This is a genomic window from Sideroxyarcus emersonii, assembly GCF_021654335.1.
Classification (GTDB): domain Bacteria; phylum Pseudomonadota; class Gammaproteobacteria; order Burkholderiales; family Gallionellaceae; genus Sideroxyarcus; species Sideroxyarcus emersonii.
In genome coordinates this window covers 2,577,323-2,599,180 of the sequence record NZ_AP023423.1, presented here as the reverse complement: position 1 = coordinate 2,599,180, position 21,858 = coordinate 2,577,323, and the positions used below count along the sequence as shown (strand labels likewise).

General features: G+C 62.4%; 23 protein-coding genes. 6 read left to right on the top strand and 17 right to left on the bottom strand.

The window, feature by feature from the left end:
- Window positions 1-9: 9 nt before the first annotated feature.
- The 12 genes from L6418_RS12705 to leuS all read right to left on the bottom strand — a co-directional run bounded on the left by L6418_RS12705 (window position 10) and on the right by leuS (window position 10,878).
- A complete protein-coding gene (locus L6418_RS12705) occupies window positions 10-804 on the bottom strand; it encodes a DUF3426 domain-containing protein (protein ID WP_237247293.1) in 795 nt (264 codons plus the stop codon).
- On the bottom strand, window positions 801-1,691 hold the full coding sequence (gene prmA / locus L6418_RS12700) for a 50S ribosomal protein L11 methyltransferase (protein ID WP_237247292.1): 891 nt from the start codon (window positions 1,689-1,691) through the stop codon (window positions 801-803). Before prmA ends, L6418_RS12705 begins: the two co-directional genes overlap by 4 nt.
- 3 nt (window positions 1,692-1,694) lie before the next feature.
- Window positions 1,695-3,050, bottom strand: a complete 1,356-nt coding sequence (gene accC / locus L6418_RS12695; protein ID WP_237247291.1) for an acetyl-CoA carboxylase biotin carboxylase subunit — start codon at window positions 3,048-3,050, stop codon at window positions 1,695-1,697.
- A gap of 60 nt (window positions 3,051-3,110) precedes the next feature.
- Window positions 3,111-3,251 (bottom strand): hypothetical protein, encoded by a 141-nt coding sequence (locus L6418_RS12690; protein ID WP_237247290.1) that lies wholly within the window; start codon window positions 3,249-3,251, stop codon window positions 3,111-3,113.
- A 4-nt stretch (window positions 3,252-3,255) separates the two neighbouring features.
- Window positions 3,256-3,714, bottom strand: a complete 459-nt coding sequence (gene accB, locus L6418_RS12685; protein WP_237247289.1) for an acetyl-CoA carboxylase biotin carboxyl carrier protein — start codon at window positions 3,712-3,714, stop codon at window positions 3,256-3,258.
- A 2-nt stretch (window positions 3,715-3,716) separates the two neighbouring features.
- Window positions 3,717-4,160 carry a type II 3-dehydroquinate dehydratase gene (aroQ, locus tag L6418_RS12680; protein ID WP_237247288.1) on the bottom strand — a complete coding sequence of 148 codons (444 nt, stop codon included), beginning with the start codon at window positions 4,158-4,160 and terminating at the stop codon, window positions 3,717-3,719.
- An 81-nt stretch (window positions 4,161-4,241) separates the two neighbouring features.
- Window positions 4,242-4,610 (bottom strand): YidH family protein, encoded by a 369-nt coding sequence (locus L6418_RS12675; protein WP_237247287.1) that lies wholly within the window; start codon window positions 4,608-4,610, stop codon window positions 4,242-4,244.
- A 20-nt stretch (window positions 4,611-4,630) separates the two neighbouring features.
- Entirely contained in the window at window positions 4,631-6,418 is a 1,788-nt protein-coding gene (gene dsbD, locus L6418_RS12670) for a protein-disulfide reductase DsbD (RefSeq protein WP_237247286.1), read from the bottom strand.
- On the bottom strand, window positions 6,415-6,753 hold the full coding sequence (gene cutA, locus L6418_RS12665) for a divalent-cation tolerance protein CutA (RefSeq protein WP_237247285.1): 339 nt from the start codon (window positions 6,751-6,753) through the stop codon (window positions 6,415-6,417). Before cutA ends, dsbD begins: the two co-directional genes overlap by 4 nt.
- The gene (gene holA, locus L6418_RS12660; protein WP_237247284.1) at window positions 6,750-7,763 is read right to left on the bottom strand and encodes a DNA polymerase III subunit delta; all 1,014 of its coding nucleotides are present in this window, start codon (window positions 7,761-7,763) and stop codon (window positions 6,750-6,752) included. Before holA ends, cutA begins: the two co-directional genes overlap by 4 nt.
- Window positions 7,760-8,275 (bottom strand): LPS assembly lipoprotein LptE, encoded by a 516-nt coding sequence (lptE, locus tag L6418_RS12655; RefSeq protein ID WP_237247283.1) that lies wholly within the window; start codon window positions 8,273-8,275, stop codon window positions 7,760-7,762. The genes holA and lptE overlap by 4 nt, the downstream gene beginning before the upstream one ends.
- Window positions 8,275-10,878, bottom strand: coding sequence for a leucine--tRNA ligase (gene leuS, locus L6418_RS12650; protein ID WP_237247282.1), 2,604 nt, complete (start codon window positions 10,876-10,878; stop codon window positions 8,275-8,277). The genes lptE and leuS overlap by 1 nt, the downstream gene beginning before the upstream one ends.
- Before the next feature lie 161 nt (window positions 10,879-11,039).
- Here leuS and L6418_RS12645 point away from each other — a divergent pair, with 161 nt between their 5' ends.
- The 5 genes from L6418_RS12645 to L6418_RS12625 all read left to right on the top strand — a co-directional run bounded on the left by L6418_RS12645 (window position 11,040) and on the right by L6418_RS12625 (window position 15,623).
- The gene (locus L6418_RS12645) at window positions 11,040-11,933 is read left to right on the top strand and encodes a phosphoribulokinase (protein ID WP_237247281.1); all 894 of its coding nucleotides are present in this window, start codon (window positions 11,040-11,042) and stop codon (window positions 11,931-11,933) included.
- A 136-nt stretch (window positions 11,934-12,069) separates the two neighbouring features.
- Entirely contained in the window at window positions 12,070-12,429 is a 360-nt protein-coding gene (locus tag L6418_RS12640) for a nucleotide pyrophosphohydrolase (protein ID WP_237247280.1), read from the top strand.
- 207 nt (window positions 12,430-12,636) lie between these two features.
- Complete coding sequence (locus L6418_RS12635) at window positions 12,637-14,802, top strand: UvrD-helicase domain-containing protein (RefSeq protein ID WP_237247279.1); 2,166 nt, start codon at window positions 12,637-12,639, stop codon at window positions 14,800-14,802.
- Complete coding sequence (locus L6418_RS12630; protein WP_237247278.1) at window positions 14,780-15,244, top strand: MEKHLA domain-containing protein; 465 nt, start codon at window positions 14,780-14,782, stop codon at window positions 15,242-15,244. Before L6418_RS12635 ends, L6418_RS12630 begins: the two co-directional genes overlap by 23 nt.
- A 34-nt stretch (window positions 15,245-15,278) precedes the next feature.
- Window positions 15,279-15,623 (top strand): carboxymuconolactone decarboxylase family protein, encoded by a 345-nt coding sequence (locus L6418_RS12625; RefSeq protein ID WP_237247277.1) that lies wholly within the window; start codon window positions 15,279-15,281, stop codon window positions 15,621-15,623.
- 5 nt (window positions 15,624-15,628) lie between these two features.
- Here the strand turns inward: L6418_RS12625 and L6418_RS12620 are convergent, their stop codons facing one another.
- From L6418_RS12620 to L6418_RS12600, 5 genes are read right to left on the bottom strand one after another with little or no spacing between them, the layout of a single operon-like run.
- The gene (locus tag L6418_RS12620) at window positions 15,629-16,123 is read right to left on the bottom strand and encodes a hypothetical protein (protein WP_237247276.1); all 495 of its coding nucleotides are present in this window, start codon (window positions 16,121-16,123) and stop codon (window positions 15,629-15,631) included.
- A gap of 2 nt (window positions 16,124-16,125) precedes the next feature.
- Entirely contained in the window at window positions 16,126-16,899 is a 774-nt protein-coding gene (locus tag L6418_RS12615) for a BPSS1780 family membrane protein (protein WP_237247275.1), read from the bottom strand.
- A gap of 13 nt (window positions 16,900-16,912) precedes the next feature.
- Window positions 16,913-17,854: a homoserine kinase gene (locus L6418_RS12610; RefSeq protein WP_237247274.1), complete on the bottom strand. Its 942-nt coding sequence runs from the start codon at window positions 17,852-17,854 to the stop codon at window positions 16,913-16,915.
- A 15-nt stretch (window positions 17,855-17,869) separates the two neighbouring features.
- A complete protein-coding gene (locus L6418_RS12605; RefSeq protein WP_237247273.1) occupies window positions 17,870-18,199 on the bottom strand; it encodes a DUF2782 domain-containing protein in 330 nt (109 codons plus the stop codon).
- A 46-nt stretch (window positions 18,200-18,245) separates the two neighbouring features.
- A complete protein-coding gene (locus L6418_RS12600; RefSeq protein WP_237247272.1) occupies window positions 18,246-18,962 on the bottom strand; it encodes a TIGR00730 family Rossman fold protein in 717 nt (238 codons plus the stop codon).
- A 15-nt stretch (window positions 18,963-18,977) separates the two neighbouring features.
- On the opposite strand from L6418_RS12600, the gene polA reads away from it, so the two are divergent.
- Window positions 18,978-21,734, top strand: a complete 2,757-nt coding sequence (polA, locus tag L6418_RS12595; protein ID WP_237247271.1) for a DNA polymerase I — start codon at window positions 18,978-18,980, stop codon at window positions 21,732-21,734.
- The last annotated feature ends 124 nt before the right edge of the window (window positions 21,735-21,858 follow it).

The window sequence follows — 21,858 nt, the reverse complement described above, 5'->3', positions numbered from 1 at the left end:
GAGCGCAACTTAACGCGACTCGGGATAGAAAAGGAACAGGCGATACCCGGCTGGTTTGAGGTCGGTGGTGTCCAGATGCACTTTGATGTCGAGGTCGCGATTGCCGGGGATGCCCTGTTTTTCGCTCGTCCCCGCAGGCAGGTAATCCGCCGCATGGAACATGCGTCGTGCGACAGGCTGATCCAGCGCGCTGGTGAGCGTGAGTTCCAGGCTGGGGTAGGCTTGCGCATACGGTGCGCGGTTGTGGATCAGCGCATGCAGCGTGACGATGTTGCCCTGCTCCGGATCCGATTCCAGTTCGGACGATTCGATGGCGAGGAGGTCGATCTTTTGTGGCAGCGCGACGTTGCAGTCGAGCAGCGCGCAGTAGTCCTCCAGCATCGGTTTGAGCCCGGGCAGCTGTGTGCCGATCTCGCCGGGGAAGAAATACAGGGATTGCCCCAGCAGCGACAGGGTCAGCAGCAATATTGCCAGGATGCTTATCCAGCTGGTTTTGCGGGGCGGCATTTCGAGGACTTCGTCGGTGAGTTCCTCGACGAACTGTACCTGCTGTGCCAGGGTGATCGGCTCTTCTTCGAGTCCGGGCACGTCGGCGATCGGGGTCAGGTCTGCCTGACTTTCAGGCGGAGCGGCATCGATGGGCAGGCTCAGTTGCGGGCTGGGCTCGTCGTCGTGCAGGTGTTTGGATGCATCGAACACCTCATGACAGCGCCCGCAGCGCACCAACCCGTCATGCGCATCGAGCTGCGCCTGGGTCACCTTGAAGCGGGTGCCGCATTGGGGGCATTGCGTGATCTCTGTCATCTTTTTGCACCGGACAAACAACACCAGCCATCTTCCAGCACCGCAGGTGCGAGGTCAAACCATTGCGCGTAAATGCGCATGACCTCCTCTGCCTGTTCGGCCAGGATGCCGGAGAGCACGATGCGTCCGCCGGCGCGGGTGGCGCTGGCCAGCAGGGGTGCCAATGCGCGCAGCGGATTGGTCAGGATGTTGGCGACGACCACGTCGTATTGCGAGAGCGCGATGCCGTCGGGCAGGTAGAAATCGGCATGTACCTGGTTGGCCAGGGCATTGTCGCGGCTGGCCTGTACCGCCTGTGCATCCACGTCGACGCCGATGGCGTTGCCTGCGCCGAGCTTCATCGCAGCGATGGCCAGGATGCCGGAACCGCAACCGTAATCGAGCACCGTTTCGCCGCCACGGATATGCTGGTCCAGCCAGCGCAGGCACAGGCGCGTGGTGGGGTGGCTGCCGGTACCGAAGGCCAGGCCGGGATCGAGCGCGATATTGATGGCGGCCGGGTCGGTGGGGGTATGCCAGGTCGGCACGATCCACAGACGGTCGCTGATGCGGATGGGGTCGAACTGCGCCTGGGTGATACGCACCCAGTCGTGTTCTTGCAGTGTTTCGATCTTGTGTTGCGGGATGGTCGCGAGTCCGAGCTCGGTGCAGCAGTCCTGCAGGATGTGCGCGACATCGGTGTCGCTCTCGAACAGGGCGTTGACCAGATTGTGCTGCCAGACCGACGAGGTCGGTTCGCCCGGCTCGCCGAAGATGGCCTGCTCATCGGGCGTGTCGGCGTCCGCATCCAGCATGTCCACCGACAGCGCGCCGTGTGCCAGCAGCGCCTCGCTCAATGCCTCCGCATAGTCGGCGGAGGCAGTCACCGACAGCGTGAGCCAGGGCACGGCTTATTTCCCCTTCGATTTCTCTGCCAGCTTGTGTTCCAGATAGTGGATGCTGGTGCCGCCGCGCACGAACGCTGCGTCGTTCATCAACTCCTGATGCAGCGGGATGTTGGTGTTGATGCCTTCCACCACCATTTCCGACAGGGCGGTGCGCATGCGGGCGATGGCCTGGTCGCGCGTATCGCCGTAAGCGATGATCTTGCCGATCATCGAGTCGTAATGCGGCGGGATGAAGTAGTTGTTGTACACGTGGGAATCAACGCGGATGCCGGGGCCGCCGGGCACGTGCCAGTTGGTGATGCGGCCGGGTGAAGGTACGAAGGTGTAGGGATGCTCCGCATTCACGCGGCACTCCACGGCATGGCCGCGGAACTGGATGTCCTTCTGGCGGAAGGACAGCTTCTCGCCGGCGGCGATGCGGATCTGCTGCTGCACGATGTCGATGCCGGTGATCATCTCGGAGACCGGATGTTCGACTTGCACACGGGTGTTCATCTCGATGAAATAGAACTCGTCGTTCTCGTACAGGAATTCGAACGTGCCTGCACCGCGGTAACCGATCTTGCGGCAGGCTTCCGCGCAGCGTTCGCCGATCTTGTCGCGCAGTTTGGTGTTGAGCAGCGGGGCCGGTGCTTCCTCGATGATCTTCTGGTGGCGACGCTGCATGGAGCAGTCGCGCTCGCCCAGGAACACGGCGTTGCCGTGCTGGTCGGCCAGCACCTGGATTTCGATGTGGCGCGGGTTCTCGAGGAACTTCTCCATGTATACCATGGGGTTGTTGAACGCCGCCTGGGCCTCGGTCTTGGTCATGGTCACCGCGTTGAGCAGCGCAGCTTCGGTGTGCACCACGCGCATGCCGCGTCCGCCGCCGCCGCCGGAGGCTTTGATGATGACCGGGTAGCCGATGAATTTGGCGATACGCATGATCTCGGCCGGATCGTCCGGCAGGGCACCGTCCACGCCGGGCACGACCGGTACGCCCGCCTTCTTCATGGCGTTCTTGGCGGAGACCTTGTCGCCCATCAGGCGGATGGTTTCGGCGCGCGGGCCGATGAAGACGAAGCCGGATTTCTCCACGCGTTCGGAAAAGTCCGCATTTTCGGACAGGAAACCGTAACCGGGATGGATGGCCTGGGCGTCGGTCACTTCCGCGGCGCTGATGATGGCCGGGACATGCAGGTAACTCTGGCTGGAGGGGGCCGGACCGATACACACGGATTCGTCCGCCAGCTTCACATACTTGGCCTCTGCGTCGGCTTCGGAGTGCACGGCGACGGTCTTGATGCCCATCTCGCGGCAGGCGCGCTGGATGCGCAGCGCAATCTCGCCCCGATTGGCAATGAGGATCTTTTCAAACATGACGGGATTCTCCGGCGGTGCGGGAGGACGGGGTTTGCGTTCGAATACGGCCATGATGGATCAGCCGATGATGAACAGCGGTTGGCCGAACTCGACGGCTTGCCCGTTTTGGCTTCGGCCGCCGCTTTGCGGCTTAACGTTCGCTGCGCTTACATTAGCCTGCGCCGAAACGGTCATTGCTTTGGTGTATGTATCATTCATGGCATCACCCAATAATGAACAGTGGTTGACCAAACTCGACGGCTTGCCCGTTTTCAACGAGGATGGCCTTGATCACGCCGGATTTGTCCGCTTCGATCTCGTTCAGCAGCTTCATCGCTTCGATGATGCACAGGGTATCGCCCTCTTTGACGCTCTGGCCGACATCGACGAAAGCCTTGGCCCCCGGCGACGGCGAACGGTAGAAGCTGCCGACCATCGGCGATTTGACCACATGGCCTTCCGGCGCAGCAGGTGCGGCTGGAGCCGCGGGTGCGGTGGCAGCGGCAGGAGCCGGTGCGGACGCCGCCTGCGGGGCGGCTGCGGCATAAACATGCTGCACGGGGGCGGCAACGGAACTTGCGCGCGAAATGCGCACATGCTCTTCACCCTCGGTCAGTTCCAGTTCGGCGATGCCCGAATTCTCGACCAGCTCGATCAGTGTCTTCAGTTTGCGTAGGTCCATTTTCAGCTCCTTACAGAATGTTGTAGTGCGAATTGCAAAGCGAGTTCGTAACCGGTTGCGCCCAAGCCGCTGATGACCCCGACGGCGATATCGGAGAAATAGGATTGCTTGCGGAACGCCTCACGGGCGTGCACGTTGGACAGATGCACCTCGACGAACGGGATGGCTACCGCTGCCAAGGCATCGCGGATCGCCACGCTGGTGTGCGTGAACGCCGCCGGATTGATGATGATGAAGTCGGTGCCGTCTGCGCGCGCCTGCTGGACGCGATCGACCAGTGCCGCTTCGGCATTGCTCTGGAAGTGGGCCAGTTTGGCACCCTTCGATACCGCTAGTGCCGCCATTTTGGCGTTAATTTCGTCCAAAGTGACGCGACCATACACCTCCGGCTCGCGTGTGCCGAGCAGGTTCAGGTTGGGGCCGTGTAGTACCAGAATGTTCTTCATGGGGAGCGGAGTTTGCCGAAAAAGGGTGAGATTGTCCACCTTTTCGACGAAATTAAGAAAATACAGGCTGTTAGCAGCAGTTTAGACGCCGTGGAAGAAATAGATCGTCAGGATGATGCCCAGGGCGGCCACCAGCAGGTTGGTGATGATGCCCGGATCGGTCCGGTACCCTTGCGGAATCTCTGCGGGTTTCAGGGTGCGCAGCACTTTCTGGTATTGCACGGTTGAGAAAAGGGCGACGAATACCCCCAGCAGGACAAAGGCCAGGCCGGTCCAGAAGGAGATGCCGCGTTGCAGCGGCATGCTGTGCTGCGGCATCAGGATGGAGACAAACAGGCCGAAGCGTTCGATGACGAAGCCGAACGCCATCAGGGAAAGGCTGGTACGGTTCCAGGCGAGCAATGTCCGTTCGGCGGCAAAGAACACCCTGGGGTCGTTCAGGTCGGACATCGCTGCTCCTTATATGAGGTTCACAGACCCGCGTTCTTCAGCGACTGCAGGAACTGTGCGGCGTCCTGGTAGCCGGTCACGCGCAAGTCGGACTGTTCCTTGCCGTCCGCGGCGAAGAACAGGGTCGCAGGCGGGCCGAACAGCTGGAAACGCTGCAACAGGGACTTGTCCTCGGCGTCGTTGGCGGTCACATCGGCTTGCAACAGTATTGCGCCGCCCAGCCTGGACTGGACCGCCGGGTCGCTGAAGGTCAGCCGTTCCATTTCCTTGCACGAGACGCACCAGTCGGCATAGAAATCCAGCATCACAGCCTTGCCTTTGGCCTGGGTGATGCGGGAGTCCAGTTGCGTCAGGCTCTTGATGCGTTCGAAATGCAGCGTGGCAGGGGGGGGCGCAGCGGCGTGCCCGATATTGCCCAGCGGGCGCAGGATGTCGCGGGCGCCGGACAGCGCACCGACCAGGTAGGCCACGCCCAGCAGCAGGGCGAGTATGCCGATGCTTTTGCCCAGCTTGTGCAGGCCGTGCGTATTGTGCGGCAGCGGGTCGAGCGCATGCAGATGGATGGCCGAGAAGATCAGCAGCGCTGCCCACAGCAGCATCTGAACGCTGACCGGGATGACCGGGGAGACGATCCAGATCGCCATCGCCAGCATCAACACGCCGAATGAGCGCTTCACCGCTTCCATCCAGGGGCCGGCCTTGGGCAGCAGTGCCCCCGCAGAGGTGCCGATGACCAGCAAGGGCACGCCCATGCCCAGCGCCAGTACGAACAGCGCGACGCCGCCCAGCACCGCATCGTGCGTCTGGCTTATATATAGCAATGCGCCAGCCAGCGGCGCGGCGACGCACGGCCCCATGATGACGGCAGACAGTGCGCCCATGGCGAATACGCCGGAAATATGCCCGCCGTGCAACCGGTTGCTGGTATCGGACAGCCTGCTTTGCAGCGCGGTGGGCAGCTGCAATTCATACAGGCCGAACATCGCCAGCGACAGCAGCACGAACAGCGCGGCGAAACTGCCCAGCACCCACGGCGTTTGCAGCGCATTGGAGACGAGGTTGCCGGAATAGCCCGCGGCCACGCCGGCAATGGCATAGGTGATCGCCATGCCCAGCACATAAGCCAGCGACAGGATGAAGGCATGCATATGGGTGATCTTGTGTCCGCGTCCGACGATGATGCCGGACAGGATGGGGATCATGGGGAAGACGCACGGCGTGAGGGAAAGCAGCAGGCCCGCACCGAAGAAGAACGAGATGACGAGCCAGAAACTGCCGCTCTTGAACAGCCCGGCGATCCGGGTGTTTTCGTTGGCGGGAGCGGCGATGGACATCGACAGCGGGGCGGGTGCCGAACCGATCGTTTGCGCCAGTTCGATGTTCAATGTCTTTTCGATGGGCGGGTAGCACAAGCCGTTGTCGCTGCAGCCCTGGTAGCTCGCGTTCAATACCAGCGGTTTCGTGACATCGGCGCCCTCCAGGGCGATCTCCGCCTGGAAGGATTGATGGAAGACTTCGAGCGTGCCGAAGTTGGGGTCGTTCTTGATTTCGCCCTTGGGCAGGGTCACGCTGGCGATCCTGGTCTTGCCGTCGGTGGTGCTGAAGGTGATCTTGTTGCGATACAGATAGTAGCTGGGGGTGACGGTGAAACTGGCGATCAGCCTGTGCTGGTCGATCGCATGGACCTCCAGCGCAAACGCCTTGTCTGCCGGGAGGAAGCTCGGCTTCTTGCTGCCGAACGAGAAGAAGTCCGCATGTGCCAGCGGTGCGATGCACAGCAACAGGATCAAAAATATACGACGCGTCATGCCTGGTTCCTTGTTTGAGTTTCCTGTACGACCCAGTTCAGATAATCCGGCAGACCCGCAGCGACAGGCACTGCGACGATCTCCGGCAATTCATAAGGGTGCGCTTTGCGCAATGCCTCTTCCAGTTCGGGATAAACCCCTCGAGTGGTCTTGATGAGCAGTGGCACTTCGGTTGCATGCTCCAGCTTGCTTTCCCAGCGATAGACAGACTGGCATTCGGCCAGCACGTTCACGCACGCGGCGACGCGCTGTATGACCAGCGTCTCGGCGACGCGTTCCGCGGTGGCGCGATCCGGCAAGTTGGTGATGACCAGCAGGACCTCGTTCCCGTTCATCGTACACCTGCCCGTGCGCACCGCACGCCCAGTTGCAGCAGTTCATCCCATACGTCCCCTTGCCGCAGCCCTTTCACCAGCTTGTCGATCTGGGCCGCCTGGCGCAGGGCGCGCTCTGCGAAAGCGGGCGTGAAGCGGCGCACCGCACGCTCCACCAGCTTCTGCCGCACACCCCACACGCGCGCATCGCGCAAGGCGCCGGAAAGGTTGCCGTTCTGCTGCACGCTGCGCGAGACCCGGGCCAGCGTGCGGATGTCTTCCGCCAGCGCCCACAAGACCAGCACGGTGGCGGTGCCTTCCGCGCGCAGTCCGTCCAGGACGCGCACGTAGCGCTCGGCATCGCCTGCCAGCATCGCTTCGGACAGCTTGAACACGTCGTAGCGTGCGACGTCCATCACCGCATCCTTCACCTGTTCGAAAGAAAGCGGCCCGGCCGGAAACAGCAGGGCGAGCTTCTGTATCTCCTGGAAGGCGGCGAGCAGGTTGCCCTCCACGCGTTGTGCCAGGAACGACAGCGTGTCCGCATCAGCCGTCTGCCCTTGCCGTTTCAGCCGCGCGGCGATCCATGCCGGCAATGCGGAGAGCGCGATCTCGTCGGCGCCGATCACCGTGCCGTGCTGTTCCAGTGCCGCGAACCATTTGCTTTTCATCGCCGTACCGTCAAGATGCGGCAACGAGATCAGCGTGAGCGTGTCCGGATCGAGGTTCTGGCAGTGATCCTGCAATGCCTGCGCGCCTTCCACGCCGGGTTTGCCCGACGGGATGCGCAGGTCGATCAGCTTGCGCGAAGAGAACAGCGACATGTTCTGCGCGCTGTTGCGCAATTCGGCCCATTTGAATCCCTGCTCGGCGATCAGCACTTCGCGCTCGCTGTAACCCGCCGCCCGCGCAGCGGTGCGGATCGCATCCGCCGCCTCGATGGCGAGCAGCAATGCCGCACCATGAATGACGTACAACGAACCCAGGCCTCTGGAAAGATGCTGCGGCAGGTCTTCGGTCGAGATTCTCATTGCTCGGTGGGGGCTGAAGGTTTGGCCTTGTACAGGCGCCGCACGGCCTGGGATACGGCATCCCTGACCATGTCGGCGTTGAGCATCGCTTCCTGCTGCATGTCGGCGAGTATCTGGGTGTCGTCGTAGGGCAGGATGCGCGACAAGATGATTTTGTCGGCGGGCAGCCAATCGACTTGATTGTTATCGTAAGCGCGTATGGAGACACGATAGAACAACTGGTATTCCTGTACGCGACCAAGGCTGTTCAGCGACAAGATCTGTTTGCTGGGCTGTTCGGACACGACTTCCAGGATGACATCCGCCTGGTCCGGGGATGCGGCGATGGGGATTTTGTATGCCTTTATCTGTCGGCGCAATTGGGCAACGAACGAAGTTTCTCCTGGCGCTTTCAGGTACAGCGATTTGAATGCAAATGTATAGTCGCTGGCGAGGCTGCCGCGCATATGGAAGCCGCAGGCAGCCAGCGACAGTGTTGCAGCGAGCAGCAGCAGGCGCGCCAGATTCGTCATCAGATCACCACGTTGACCAGGCGGCCCGGCACGACGACGACCTTCTTTGGCGTCCCGCCCGCAAGCTGTTTTTGCACAGCTTCGTGCGCCAGCGCCTGTTGCTCGATGGCCGCCTTGTCTGCGTCCTTGGCAACGCGCAGGTTGCCGCGCAGCTTGCCATTCACCTGAATCACCAGCTCGATCTCGTCCTGCACCAGTGCCGCTGGATCGGCCTTGGGGAAGGGCTGGCTGATCAATTGGCTGCCGGGACGCAATTCGCTCCACAGCGTCTCGGCGATGTGCGGTGCGATGGGCGAAAGCAGCAGCACGACATTTTCCAATACTTCCTGCGCCACGCTGCGCGCAACAGGCGTATCTTCACTGAACTTGCCCAATGCATTGAGCAACTCCATGATCGCCGCGATGGCGGTGTTGAAGGTCTTGCGGCGACCGTAGTCGTCGTCGATCTTCTGGATGGTCTGGTGTAGTTGCAGACGCAGCGCCTTGGCCGCTGCACTCAACTCGTCGCTGCTGTACGCCGCGACCACGCCTTTCTCGACATGCTCATGCACCGCCTTCCAGACACGCTTGAGGAAGCGGAACGAGCCTTCCACACCCGCGTCCGACCATTCCAGTTGCTGGTCGGGCGGTGCCGCGAACATCATGAACAGGCGCGCGGTGTCGGCGCCGTATTCGTCGATGATCGCCTGCGGATCGACGCCGTTGTTCTTCGACTTCGACATCTTCTCGGTGCCGCCTATGACGACAGGCTTTCCGTCGGCGATCAGCTTAGCGCCGATGGGCCGCGCCCTGGCATCGACTTCCACATCCACCTCGGCCGGATTGATCCACTGCTTCTTGCCGTCAGTGCCTTCGCGGTAGAACGTCGGCGCGACCACCATGCCCTGGGTGAGCAGGTTTTTGAACGGTTCGTTGCCCTGTACCAGGCCTTCGTCGCGCATCAGCTTGTGAAAGAAGCGCGCATACAACAGGTGCAGGATGGCGTGTTCGATACCGCCGATGTACTGGTCTACCGGCAGCCACTTTTGCGCAGCATTCTTGTCCACCATGCCGGTATCGCATTGCGGGCTGGCATAGCGCGCGTAATACCAGGACGATTCCACGAAGGTGTCCATGGTGTCGGTCTCGCGTTTTGCCTTGCCGCCGCATTGCGGGCAGCTGCACTCGTAGAACTCGGGCATCTTCGCCAGCGGCGAACCCGCGCCATCCGGTACCACGTTCTCCGGCAGCTTCACCGGCAGTTGCTCGTCCGGCATTGCCACATCGCCGCAAGTCGGGCAATGGATGATGGGGATCGGGCAGCCCCAGTAGCGTTGGCGCGAGATGCCCCAGTCGCGCAGGCGGAACTGCACTTTCTTTTCGCCGAGGCCTTTGGCACCCAGGTCGGCCGCAATCGCGTCCACGGCCTGTTCGTGATTCAGGCCATCGTATTTGCCCGAGTTCACGCACGTGCCATTCTCTTTGTCGGCGTACCATTCCTGCCAGGCGGCTGTGCTGAAGGATTGGTTTTCCACGGCGATGGATTGCTTGATCGGCAGGCCGTACTTCTTGGCAAAGCCGAAATCGCGCTCGTCATGCGCCGGCACCGCCATCACCGCGCCTTCGCCATAGCTCATCAGCACGTAATTGCCGACCCACACCGGTACCTGTTCGCCGGTAAGCGGGTGGGTAACCTTCAGGCCCGTGTCCATGCCCTTCTTTTCCATGGTGGCGATGTCCGCTTCGGCGACGCCGCCATGCTTGCATTCCTCGATGAATGCGGCCAGCTTGGCATTGCCTTGCGCAGCACGCGTTGCCAGCGGATGCTCGGCCGCCACGGCGACGAAGGTCACCCCCATGATGGTGTCGGCACGCGTGGTGTAGACCCACAACTTGTCCTGCTTGCCGTCCATTTCATATGGAAATGCAAAACGCACGCCGTAGCTCTTGCCGATCCAGTTGGCCTGCATGGTCTTCACCTGTTCGGGCCAGCCCGCAAGGGTGTCGAGGTCCTTGAGCAACTCGTCAGCGTACTGCGTGATGCGGAAGAAATACATCGGGATGTCGCGCTTCTCCACCACGGCGCCGGAGCGCCAGCCGCGCCCGTCGATCACCTGCTCGTTGGCCAGCACGGTGTTGTCCACCGGGTCCCAGTTCACCGTGGCAGTCTTTTTATAGATGACACCCTTCTTGAACAGGCGTGTGAACAGCCATTGTTCCCAGCGGTAATAATCCGGCTTGCAGGTGGTGACCTCGCGCGACCAGTCGATGCCCAGGCCGAGCGACTTCAGCTGCTTCTTCATGTACTCGATGTTGGAATAGGTCCACGCGGCCGGCGGCACGCTGTTGGCCATCGCGGCATTCTCGGCCGGCAGGCCGAACGCGTCCCAGCCCATCGGCTGCATCACGTTGTAGCCTTTCATGCGGTGGTAGCGCGAGAGCACGTCCCCGATGGTGTAGTTGCGCACATGGCCCATGTGCAGCTTGCCCGAAGGATAGGGGAACATCGACAGGCAATAGTATTTCGGTTTGCTGCTGGTTTCGTCGGCGCGGAACGCCTGGGCGGCCTCCCATTGTTGCTGGGCGGCGGCTTCGATCTCTTTGGGTGAGTAGTTTTGTTGCATGATGAACGTTGTTTTATGGGTACTGAGCGAAAATAGGCCGACATTATATCGGTAAGGCGGCCGCTTGCAGTGGTCAGTTGACCCCCCGTTAGCCGCAAAGTGGGTGTTCTGCTAGAATCGCCGTCCAAAATTTTTATTCATATCCTTCAGGAGAGTGGCTTATGTCCAGTAAACATCCCGTTATTGCGGTCACCGGTTCGTCCGGCGCCGGCACGACTACCGTCAAGCGCGCGTTCGAGAATATCTTCCGCCGCGAGAAGATCAGCGCCGCCGTCGTCGAGGGCGACAGCCTGCACAGCCTGGATCGCATGGCGTTCCGCGCTGCCGCAGCCGAAGCCGGCAAGAACGGCAACCCGTCCTTCAGCCATTTCGGTCCGGAAGCCAATCACTTCGCCAAGATCGAAGAGATGTTCAAGACCTACGGCGAGACCGGCATGTGCAAGCGCCGCTACTATGTACACAGCGACGCCGAGGCTGCAGACCACAACAAGCACTTCAACATGACCGATCTCAAGCCCGGTGTATTCACGCCGTGGGAAGATATCGAGAAGGATACCGACCTGCTGTTCTACGAAGGCCTGCACGGCCTGGTGAAGGACGACAAGCACGATGCGAGCAAGTACGTGGACCTGGGTATCGGCGTGGTGCCGGTGGTCAACCTGGAATGGATCCAGAAGATCCACCGCGACAAGGCCGAGCGCGGCTATTCCGCCGAAGCGACCGTGGATACCATCCTGCGCCGCATGCCCGACTACATCAAGTACATCACTCCGCAATTCTCGCGCACCCACATCAACTTCCAGCGCGTGGCCACGGTGGACACGTCCAACCCGTTCATCGCACGCGACATTCCGACGCCGGATGAAAGCTTCGTGGTCATCCGCTTCCGCGATCCGAAGGGCGTGGACTTCCCCTACATGCTCAACATGATCCCGAACTCGTTCATGTCCCGCGCCAACACGCTGGTGGTGCCCGGCGGCAAGATGAGCCATGCGATGGAGATCATCCTTGCCCCGATCATGCACGACATGATCCAGAAAAAGAAGAAGCAATAAGCAACAGCAAGCGGCAGGCAACACCAGACGGGGAAGCGGAAACGCTTCCCCGTTTTGTCATGGCGATCGCCTGAAATTGATTTGGCCTTGCCGCTGCGCCACAATGTCCCCGTTATTTGCATTGCGGGAGATTGTGATGGCCTCCGATTTCGACCGGATAAGGAAACAGGTGCGGCAGTTCGTCGTCGAGCGCGAGTGGGACCAGTTCCATTCACCCAAGAACCTGTCCATGGCGCTCATCGTCGAGGCCGCCGAGATGGTCGAGCATTTCCAGTGGCTGACCGAGGAGCAGAGCGGTGATCTTTCTGCGGAAAAGCTCGCCGAAGTCGAGCTGGAACTGGCGGATATCCAGATCTACCTCATCAGCCTGGCGGAAAAGCTGAAGCTGGATATCGTCGCTGCCGTGGAGAAGAAGCTGGCGCTGAACGCGGAGAAATACCCGGCCGACCAGGTGCGCGGCAGTTCGAGGAAATACACGGAATACAAGCAATCCTGACAACAGGACCTGGCTACAGAGAACACAGGGCTGGCCGAGATGCCAGGCACTTCAAGTCGAATAGCGCAGTAATTCTGCCGCCTGCGAACTGCAGGAATCCTCCACATTCCCTGTGGTTTTTTGTGCTCTCTGTGGCAAGGATGTTTTTCAACGAAATGGACCGGCCGATCTGTCTGTTTGCCGGTTATCGTGTGGGATAATCTCCCCATGAATTCCACCCTGCTTGCCGGTCTCAATCCCGAACAACGCGCCGCCGTCGAACTGCCTGCCCGATCCGCACTGATTCTCGCAGGTGCGGGCAGCGGCAAAACGCGCGTGCTGACCACGCGCATCGCCTGGCTGATCAGCACCGGGCAGGTGTCGCCCGCCGGCATCCTGGCCGTGACCTTCACCAACAAGGCGGCCAAGGAGATGGTGACGCGGCTGTCGGCGATGCTGCCGATCAACACCCGCGGCATGTGGATCGGCACCTTCCACGGGCTGTGCAACCGCATGCTGCGCGCGCACCACCGCGAGGCCAGCCTGCCGCAGACCTTCCAGATCCTCGATTCCGGCGACCAGCTGTCCGCCATCAAACGCCTGATGAAAGCGATGAACATCGACGACGAGAAATATCCGCCGCGCGAAATGCAGAACTTCATCAGCGGCCGCAAGGAAGAAGGCTTGCGTGCCCACGAAGTGGAAGCCTACGACCCCTACACGCGGCGCAAGATCGAGGTGTACGCCGAATACGACAAGCAGTGCCAGCGCGAGGGCGTGGTGGACTTCTCCGAGCTGCTGCTGCGCTGCTACGAACTGCTGTCGCGTAACCAGGCGCTGCGCGAGCACTATCAGGAGCGCTTCAAGCACATCCTGGTGGACGAGTTCCAGGACACCAACCCGCTGCAATACCGCTGGCTGAAATTGCTGGCCGGCCAGAACAATGCGCTGTTCGCCGTGGGCGACGACGACCAGTCCATCTACGCCTTCCGCGGCGCCAACGTCGGCAACATGCAGGAGCTGCTGCGCGACTTCCATGTCGAGAACGTGATCAAGCTGGAGCAGAACTACCGCTCGCACGGCAACATCCTCGACGCCGCCAACGCGCTGATCCAGCACAACCGCAACCGCCTCGGCAAGAACCTGTGGACCGATGCCGACAAGGGCGAACAGATCCGCGTGTACGAGGCGGGCACCGATGTGGACGAGGCGGCGTTCATCGTCGATGAGGCCAGGCAGCTCAACCGCGAAGGCGTGAGGCTGTCCGAGATCGCACTGCTGTACCGCTCCAACGCGCAGTCGCGCGTGCTGGAGCATGCGCTGGTCTCGGCCGGGCTGTCATACCGCGTGTATGGCGGGCTGCGCTTCTTCGAGCGGCAGGAGATCAAGCATGCGCTGGCCTATTTGCGGCTGATGGAGAACACCGACGACGACAATGCGCTGCTGCGCATCGTCAACTTCCCCACCCGCGGCATCGGCGCGCGCAGCATCGAGCAGCTGCAGGAAGCGGCAAAGCAATACAACACCACGCTGTGGGACGCCGCCGCGCGCGCGGGCGGCAAGGTCACCGCCTTCGTCGGCCTGGTCGAATCGCTGCGCAGCGCAACGGCCGGTCTGCCGCTGCCGGAGATCATCGACCATGTGCTGCAGCATAGCGGTTTGGCGGCGCATTACCAGAACGAGACCGGTGCGAAGAAGCGCGAAGCCGAGGAGCGGCTGGAGAACTTGAACGAGCTGGTCAATGCAGCGACGCTGTTCGTGCACGAGAACGAGGACGACAGCCTCACTGCCTTCCTTACCCATGCTTCGCTGGAAGCGGGCGAGCACCAGGCAGGCGACAGCGAAGACGCGCTGCACCTGATGACGGTGCATGCCGCGAAAGGGCTGGAGTTCCACACCGTGTTCATCACCGGCCTGGAAGAGAGCCTGTTCCCGCACCAGAACAGCATCGACAGCGGCGACCTCGACGAGGAACGCCGCCTGATGTATGTGGCGATCACCCGCGCGCGCCGCCGCCTGTACCTCACTTTCGCGCAGAGCCGCATGCTGCACGGGCAGACGCACTACGGCACGGCATCGAGCTTCCTGCGCGAACTGCCGGAAGAGCTGCTGCACTGGCTGACGCCGCGCGTGAGCGCGCGCAAGACCTTCTCCTCCGGCAGCTACGAGACCAGCAGCTACATCAAGGCGTTCGCCGCCACTCCGCTGGAAAAGGCGCCGCCCGCGCCCAGCTCGGTATGGCGCATCGGCCAGCGCGTGTTCCACCAGAAGTTCGGCGAGGGCGTGGTGACGGACAGCGAAGGCGGCGGCAACGAAGGCCGCGTGCAGGTCAATTTCAAGCGTGCCGGCAGCAAATGGCTGGCACTCGAATATGCCAAGCTCACCGCCATCTGATCTGGCGCTGGATGAGCGCTTGCGGCTCATCGTGTCGAGCTATCGGCGGCTCACCGGCAAGCCGCTGATTGCAGACGAGCCTGCGGATATCACGGCACTGCGCGATGCAATGTGGCAGGCGCCGCGCGCCATCGTCGCGCACGGCACCGAGGACGATCCGGTTTTTTTCTACGGCAACCGGCTGGCGCTGCAATGGTTCGAGATGGATTTCGACGAGTTCGCGCGCTTGCCGTCGCGGCTCTCCGCCGAACCGCTGGCGCAGGAGGCGCGCGAGAAGCTGCTGGCAAAGGTGGCGCAGCAAGGCTATGTGGACGGCTATTCCGGCATGCGCATCGCCGGCAGCGGCAGGCGTTTCATGATCGCCGACACCACGGTGTGGAACCTGCTCGACGACAACGGCGTGCGGCAGGGGCAGGCCGCAGCATTCGTGGTGCAGGCATAGATTCGGGCTCTTTCAACGTTCAGCAGGAGAAAGCATGGGCAATTCATACAAGGCCGTCACGCAGGAGATCAGCAAGGAGCTCACCCCTTTCCGCAAGGAGGCGGCTGCACCGATGGCCGGATTCGACGCGATGGCGAAATCGGCCATGGCGGATGGCGTGCTGTCGGCGCTGCACAAGGAGCTGATCGCCACGGCCATCGCCGTATCGACGCGCTGCGAGGGATGTGTCGGTTTTCATGTGCGCGGGCTGGTGCGGCTGGGCGCAACGCGCGAACAGGTCAACGAGATGCTCGCGGTGGCGGTCTACATGGGGGGCGGACCGTCGCTGATGTATGCGGCGGAAGTGCTGCGCGCGTTCGAGGAATTCCAGCCGGCCTGATCCGCTCAGGCGGCAGGCGGCGGCATCGCCGCCGCCAGTTTGTCCGGCACCTCGCGCTTGGCAGCCATCGCCGACGCACCGAATTCCAGCACGGCGGTGACCATCACCATGATCAGCGTCGGCATCAGCGCGATGCGCGTGAGCGCCGTCCACAGGATGTGCTGCATGTTGGGGTCGTGCGAGGCCAGACTGATCAGCCAGGCGGTGAACACCAGCAATGCCGAGATCGCATACCCGATCATCAGCAATTTTGCGCGCGCGTAGGCGAGCTTCCAGTGCACATCGACGAACCAGGCGGTGGTCTTGCGGCTGCGCAGGTAGATATAGGCGATCAGCGAGCCGGAAAACAGCAGCGGGATCAGCAGTCCGATCATGCCCACCTTCAGCGCAAGCACCGCCGGGGTCATCAGCAGGTCAAACATGAACAGCCCGGTGACGAACAGGTTGTGCGGGAATTGCGCGCGTTTGACTTCGGCGGCGCTGGCGGCGGCGTATTGCATGGTCAGGCCTCCGTGCCGGGAGCGTCCGGTGGCGTTGGCACAAGTTCGTGCGCGAACGGGAAGATGTTGCGATAGCTGACGTAGAGCGAGGTGAGGCCCAGCGGCAGCAGCACGATCATGCCGAGGTTGAACGGCAGCAGGCTGAGCGCCACCGCGATCACCTGCATGATGACGTTGTACACCGTGTACGGCAGGATGTTGCGCAGCGAGCCGGACAGGCTGGCATGCATGGCCGCAAGCGGGCGCAGGTCGTTGAAGTACACCAGCATCGGCGCATACTGGAACGCCAGCATCAGCACGCACATCAGCGCGAACCCGACCATCAGGCTGATCGCCACGCTCGATCCGGCCGCCCACATCGCATCCAGCAGCATCTGCGGTTCGCTGGCGGCGTTCAGCCCATCCAGCATGTTGCGCAGCGGTTCTCCGCCGAGCATGATCATCGCCATCGAGGAGAGCAGCAGGCCCAGGATGAGGAAACCGCCGAGCGCGATCAGCTGTGCGGTGTGCTTGCGCAAACCGGCGAACAGGTGCAGCAGCTCGATCTCCTCTTCCTCCTCCAGCGCACGGCACACGCGCATGTAGCCGACGATCACGACGGGCATCAGCAGCAGGGCGACGAGCGGGCCGAGCAGCGGGATCCTGAGTGCGGTGAAGATGGCGAGGGCGCCGATCAGCGCAAAGGAGATCGCCATCAGCGGGTTGAGCATGATCAGCTGGTAGCCGTGCTTCACCCAGATCCAGCCGCGTGCGGCATTCAGTTTCTTGATTTCCATGTCGGGTCTCGGTTCACAGCCAGGGCGGGTTGGGACTGGCGATGTGGTTCTGCAGGATGCGCTTGAATTGATCCGGATTGTGCGCGTGCACGATATCGCCTTCGCGCGGCAGATGCAGGTCGTACAGGCGCGATATCCAGAAACGCAGCGCCGCCACGCGCAGGGCGATCGGCCACAGATCGGCCTCTGCCGCAGTGAGCGGGCGCGCGGCATGGTAGGCATTCAGCAAGGCGCGCGTGTGGCCCGCATCCAGCTTGCCCTCCGGGGTCATGCACCAGTCGTTGACGGTGATGGCCACGTCGTACAGCAGCTTGCCGGTGCAGGCGAAATAGAAATCGATCAGGCCGCCGACGCGCTCGCCTTCCATCAGCACGTTGTCGCGGAACAGGTCGGCATGGATGACACCGCGCGGGATGCCGGCCAGGGGGTGCGTCGCGTGGAACTCGACTTCGCCGGCCAGCAGGACTGCATCCTGGGGGGGCAGGAAGCGCCTCACCTGTTGCGCCGCTTCGGCCCGCCATGCCGAACCGCGCGGGTTCAGCATCTGCTCGCCGAAGCTCTGGCCGGCGCTGTGCATCTGCCCCAGCATCGCGCCGACGGCGGCACATTGCGCGGTGGTGGGTTGCGTCACGGATTTGCCCGAAAGGCGGCTGACGATGCAGGCTGGCTTGCCGTTCAGCTCGCCGAGAAAACGGTTCTGCTTGTCCGCCACCGGGCAGGGGCAGGGAATGCCGTGCCGGGCCAGGTGGGCCATCAGGTTGAGGAAGAACGGCAGGTCGTCCGCCGTGAGCTTCTCGAACAGCGTCAGCACGAAGCGGCCGTTGGTGGTGGTGACGAAGTAATTGGTGTTCTCGATGCCGGCAGGGATGCCCTGCAGTTCGAGCAATGTTCCGAGCGAATAGTTGGCCAGCCAGGCAGCGATGTCGGCTTCGGAAACGCGGGTAAATACAGCCATACGGTCAGTCTCGTTTCAGAAGCGTTTGATGATCCAGCGCGGTACGCGGAAACCGGAATCCAGGCTCTCCTGGCGCGAGAACTTGCCGTCGCCGAGATCGTCCACCAGGTAATAGGGCGGGCCATACTTGGGCGTGACCTTGATCATGTACAGCTTGCCGTGCGCGCGAAACTCCTCGATGGTCAGCTCGGTCTTCTTGGTGATGGTCACCTGCGGCTCGTCGATCGGTTCGTCCGCGGTCATCGGCGGAGGGGGGGGCGGTTCCGCCCGGGCGGGTGCCTCGGGCTGGGCCGCGTAGGCGCTCAGGCTGAGGCAGGCGATTGCGGCAAGATAAATGGGGCGCATGATGTTTTCCAGTTGGAACGAATGGGCGGATTCTATCCGATACGGATCAAAGATTGAGTTGCATCTCGAGTTCCGCCACCGAGGGTTCGAAACCGCGGGTCTCGTAATGCTTGAAGATGGCGGCGACCACCTGTTCCGGCTCGTCGATGACCTGGATCAGGTCCATGTCGCTGGCGGCGATCATCTGCTCCGCCAGCAGGCTGTTCCTGAACCATTCCACCATGCCGCCCCAGAATTTGCTGCCGACCAGGATGATCGGCATGCGGCGGGTCTTGCCGGTCTGTACCAGCGTCAGCGCCTCCATCAGCTCGTCCATGGTGCCGAAGCCGCCCGGCATCACCACATAGGCGCTGGCGAACTTCACGAACATCACCTTGCGCGTGAAGAAGTGGTGGAAAGTCTGGCTGATGTTCTGGTACGGGTTGTTGTGCTGTTCGTGCGGCAGCTGGATGTTGAGGCCGACGCTGGACGACTTGCCGTAGAACGCCCCCTTGTTGGCCGCTTCCATGATGCCGGGGCCGCCGCCGGAGATGACCGAGAAGCCGGCATCCGACAGCAGGCGCGCGATCTCCTCGGTGAGCTTGTAATAGGGGTGGTCGTGCGGGGTGCGCGCGCTGCCGAAGATGCTGACGGCGGGATGGATGTCGCGCAGGCGTTCGGTCGCCGAGACGAATTCTGACATAATGCCGAACACACGCCAGGATTCCTTCGACTGCATCAGCTCGGGCGACTGCATGGGCGGAAGTTTCATATCGTTGTTCATCTCGGACCTCAAAGCATGAAGACATTGTTGTTGGTGGACGGCTCGTCCTATTTGTACCGCGCTTTCCACGCCATGCCCGACCTGCGCAGCCCGCAGGGCGAACCGACCGGCGCCATCTACGGCGTGCTCAACATGCTGCGCCGCCTGCGCAAGGACTATGCGGCGGATTATAGCGCCTGCGTGTTCGATGCGAAGGGCAAAACGTTCCGCGACGACTGGTATCCCGAATACAAGGCGCACCGCCCGCCCATGCCGGACGACCTGCGCGCGCAGGTCGAACCGCTGCACGAGGTGGTGGCGGCGGCCGGCTGGAACATCCTGATGGTGGACGGCGTCGAGGCGGACGACGTCATCGGCACCCTGGCGCAGCAGGCCTCGCAACAGGGGGCGCGCTGCATCATCTCCACCGGCGACAAGGATCTCACCCAGCTGGTCAACGAGCATGTGCTGTGGGTCAATACCATGAGCGAGGAAGAGCTGGATGCTGCCGGCGTCGCCGCCAAGTTCGGCGTGCCGCCCGAGCGCATCGTGGATTACCTGACGCTGATCGGCGACAGCGTGGACAACGTGCCCGGCGTGCCCAAATGCGGCCCCAAGACCGCGGTGAAGTGGCTCACAGAATACGGCACCCTGGACAACCTGGTCGAGCATGCCGGCGAGATCAAGGGCGTTGCCGGCGAGAATTTGCGCGCTGCGCTGGAATGGCTGCCGCAGGGGCGCCGGCTGGTCACGGTTAAATGCGACGTGCCGCTGGACCGGCGCTACAGCGAACTGGTCGCGCCGGCGGCGGACGTGGCCAAGCTGCGCGAACTGTTCGAGCGTTTCGGCTTCAAGAGCTGGCTGCGCGAACTCGACGGGGGCGGAGCCGGTTCGCACGCGGTCGCACGCGAAACGCCGTCGAAGCCGTCGCGTGCGGCGGGCGCAGAACTGCGGCAGTTCGAGCAGGCGGCGCAGGCGACCGCCACCAACGACACCTCCGGCTACGAAGCCATTCTCACCGAGGCGCAGCTCGATGCCTGGCTGCACCAGCTGATGGCGGCACCCTTGGTGAGCCTGGACACCGAGACCACCGGCCTCGACCAGATGACCGCCCAGCTGGTCGGCATCTCGTTCAGTATCGAAGCGCACCAGGCGGCCTACCTGCCGCTGGCGCACCATTACCCCGGTGCGCCCGACCAGATCGGGCGCACGCACGCGTTGCACAAGCTCAGGCACTGGCTGGAAAGCCCGGCGCACATGAAGCTGGGGCAGAACCTCAAATACGACCAGCACATCTTCGCCAACCACGGCATTGCGCTGCGCGGCATCGCCGAAGATACGCTGCTGCAATCCTACGTGCTCGAATCGCACAAGCCGCACGAGATGGGCAACCTCGCGCTGCGCCATCTCGGGCTGGAGACCATGAGCTATGCCGACGTGGTGGGCAAGGGCGCCAAGCAGATCGGCTTCGACCAGGTCGACATCGACACCGCCACGCGCTACTCGGCCGAGGATGCCGACATCACGCTGCAGCTGCATCAGACCCTGTCGCCGCAGCTGCAGGGGAAATTGGCCGAGGTGTACCGCGAGATCGAGCTGCCGGTGCGCGAAGTGCTGTTCAGGATGGAACGCAACGGCGTGCTGATCGATGGCGGCAAACTGGCACGACAGAGCCACGAGCTGGGCGAGAAGATGATGGTCATCGAAAAACAGGCGTTCGAGGCGGCGGGGCAGCCGTTCAACCTCAATTCGCCCAAGCAGCTCAGCGAGATTTTGTTCGACAAGCTCGGCCTGCCGGTGAAGAAGAAGACGCCGAGCGGCACGCCCTCCACCGACGAGGAAGTGCTGCAGGAACTGGCGCTGGATTACCCGCTGCCCAAACTGCTGCTCGATTACCGCGGTATGGCCAAGCTCAAGTCCACCTACACCGACAAGCTGCCGCAGATGGTCAACGCGTGCACCGGCCGCGTGCATACCAGCTACTCGCAGGCCGTGGCAGTGACGGGACGGCTGGCCTCGAGCGACCCCAACCTGCAGAACATCCCCATCCGCACACCCGAAGGCCGCCGCATCCGCGAGGCCTTCATCGCCCCGCCGGGCAGCCGCATCGTCTCCGCCGACTACTCGCAGATCGAGCTGCGCATCATGGCCCACCTGTCGGGCGACGAGGGCCTGCTCAAGGCCTTTGCCGCCGGCGAAGATATCCACCGTGCCACCGCCGCCGAGGTGTTCGGCGTCGCACTGGATGCGGTGAGCAGCGAACAGCGCCGCTACGCCAAGGTCATCAACTTCGGCCTCATCTACGGCATGTCCGCCTTCGGATTGGCCAGCCAGCTCAACATCGAGAACAGCGCCGCCAAGCAATACATCGACCTCTATTTCGCGCGCTATCCCGGCGTGAAGCGCTACATGGACGACACCCGCCTGCAGGCCAAGGCGCAGGGCTTCGTCGAGACGGTGTTCGGCCGCCGCCTGTGGCTGCCCGAGATCAACGGCGCCAACGCGATGCGTCGCCAGGCCGCCGAACGCGCCGCCATCAACGCGCCGATGCAGGGCACCGCCGCCGACCTGATCAAGCTGGCGATGATCGCGGTGCAGGACTGGCTGGAGAAAGAGAAATTAGAAACCAAGCTCATCATGCAGGTGCATGACGAGCTGGTGCTGGAAGTGGCGCAGGGGGAATTGGCGCTGGTGAAGGAGAAGGTGCGCGAGTTGATGTGCAATGTGGCGGAGTTGAAGGTGCCGTTGGAGGTGGGGTTGGGGGAGGGGGGGAATTGGGATGAGGCGCATTAGATAGATATTCATCCGTTCGTCCTGAGCTTGTCGAAGGGTGAACGGATTTAGCCGCATCTCTTAATTCAAACCCAACACCGTCGGGGGTTGCCCGACAGCAAGTTACTTTCTTTTGCTTCGCCAA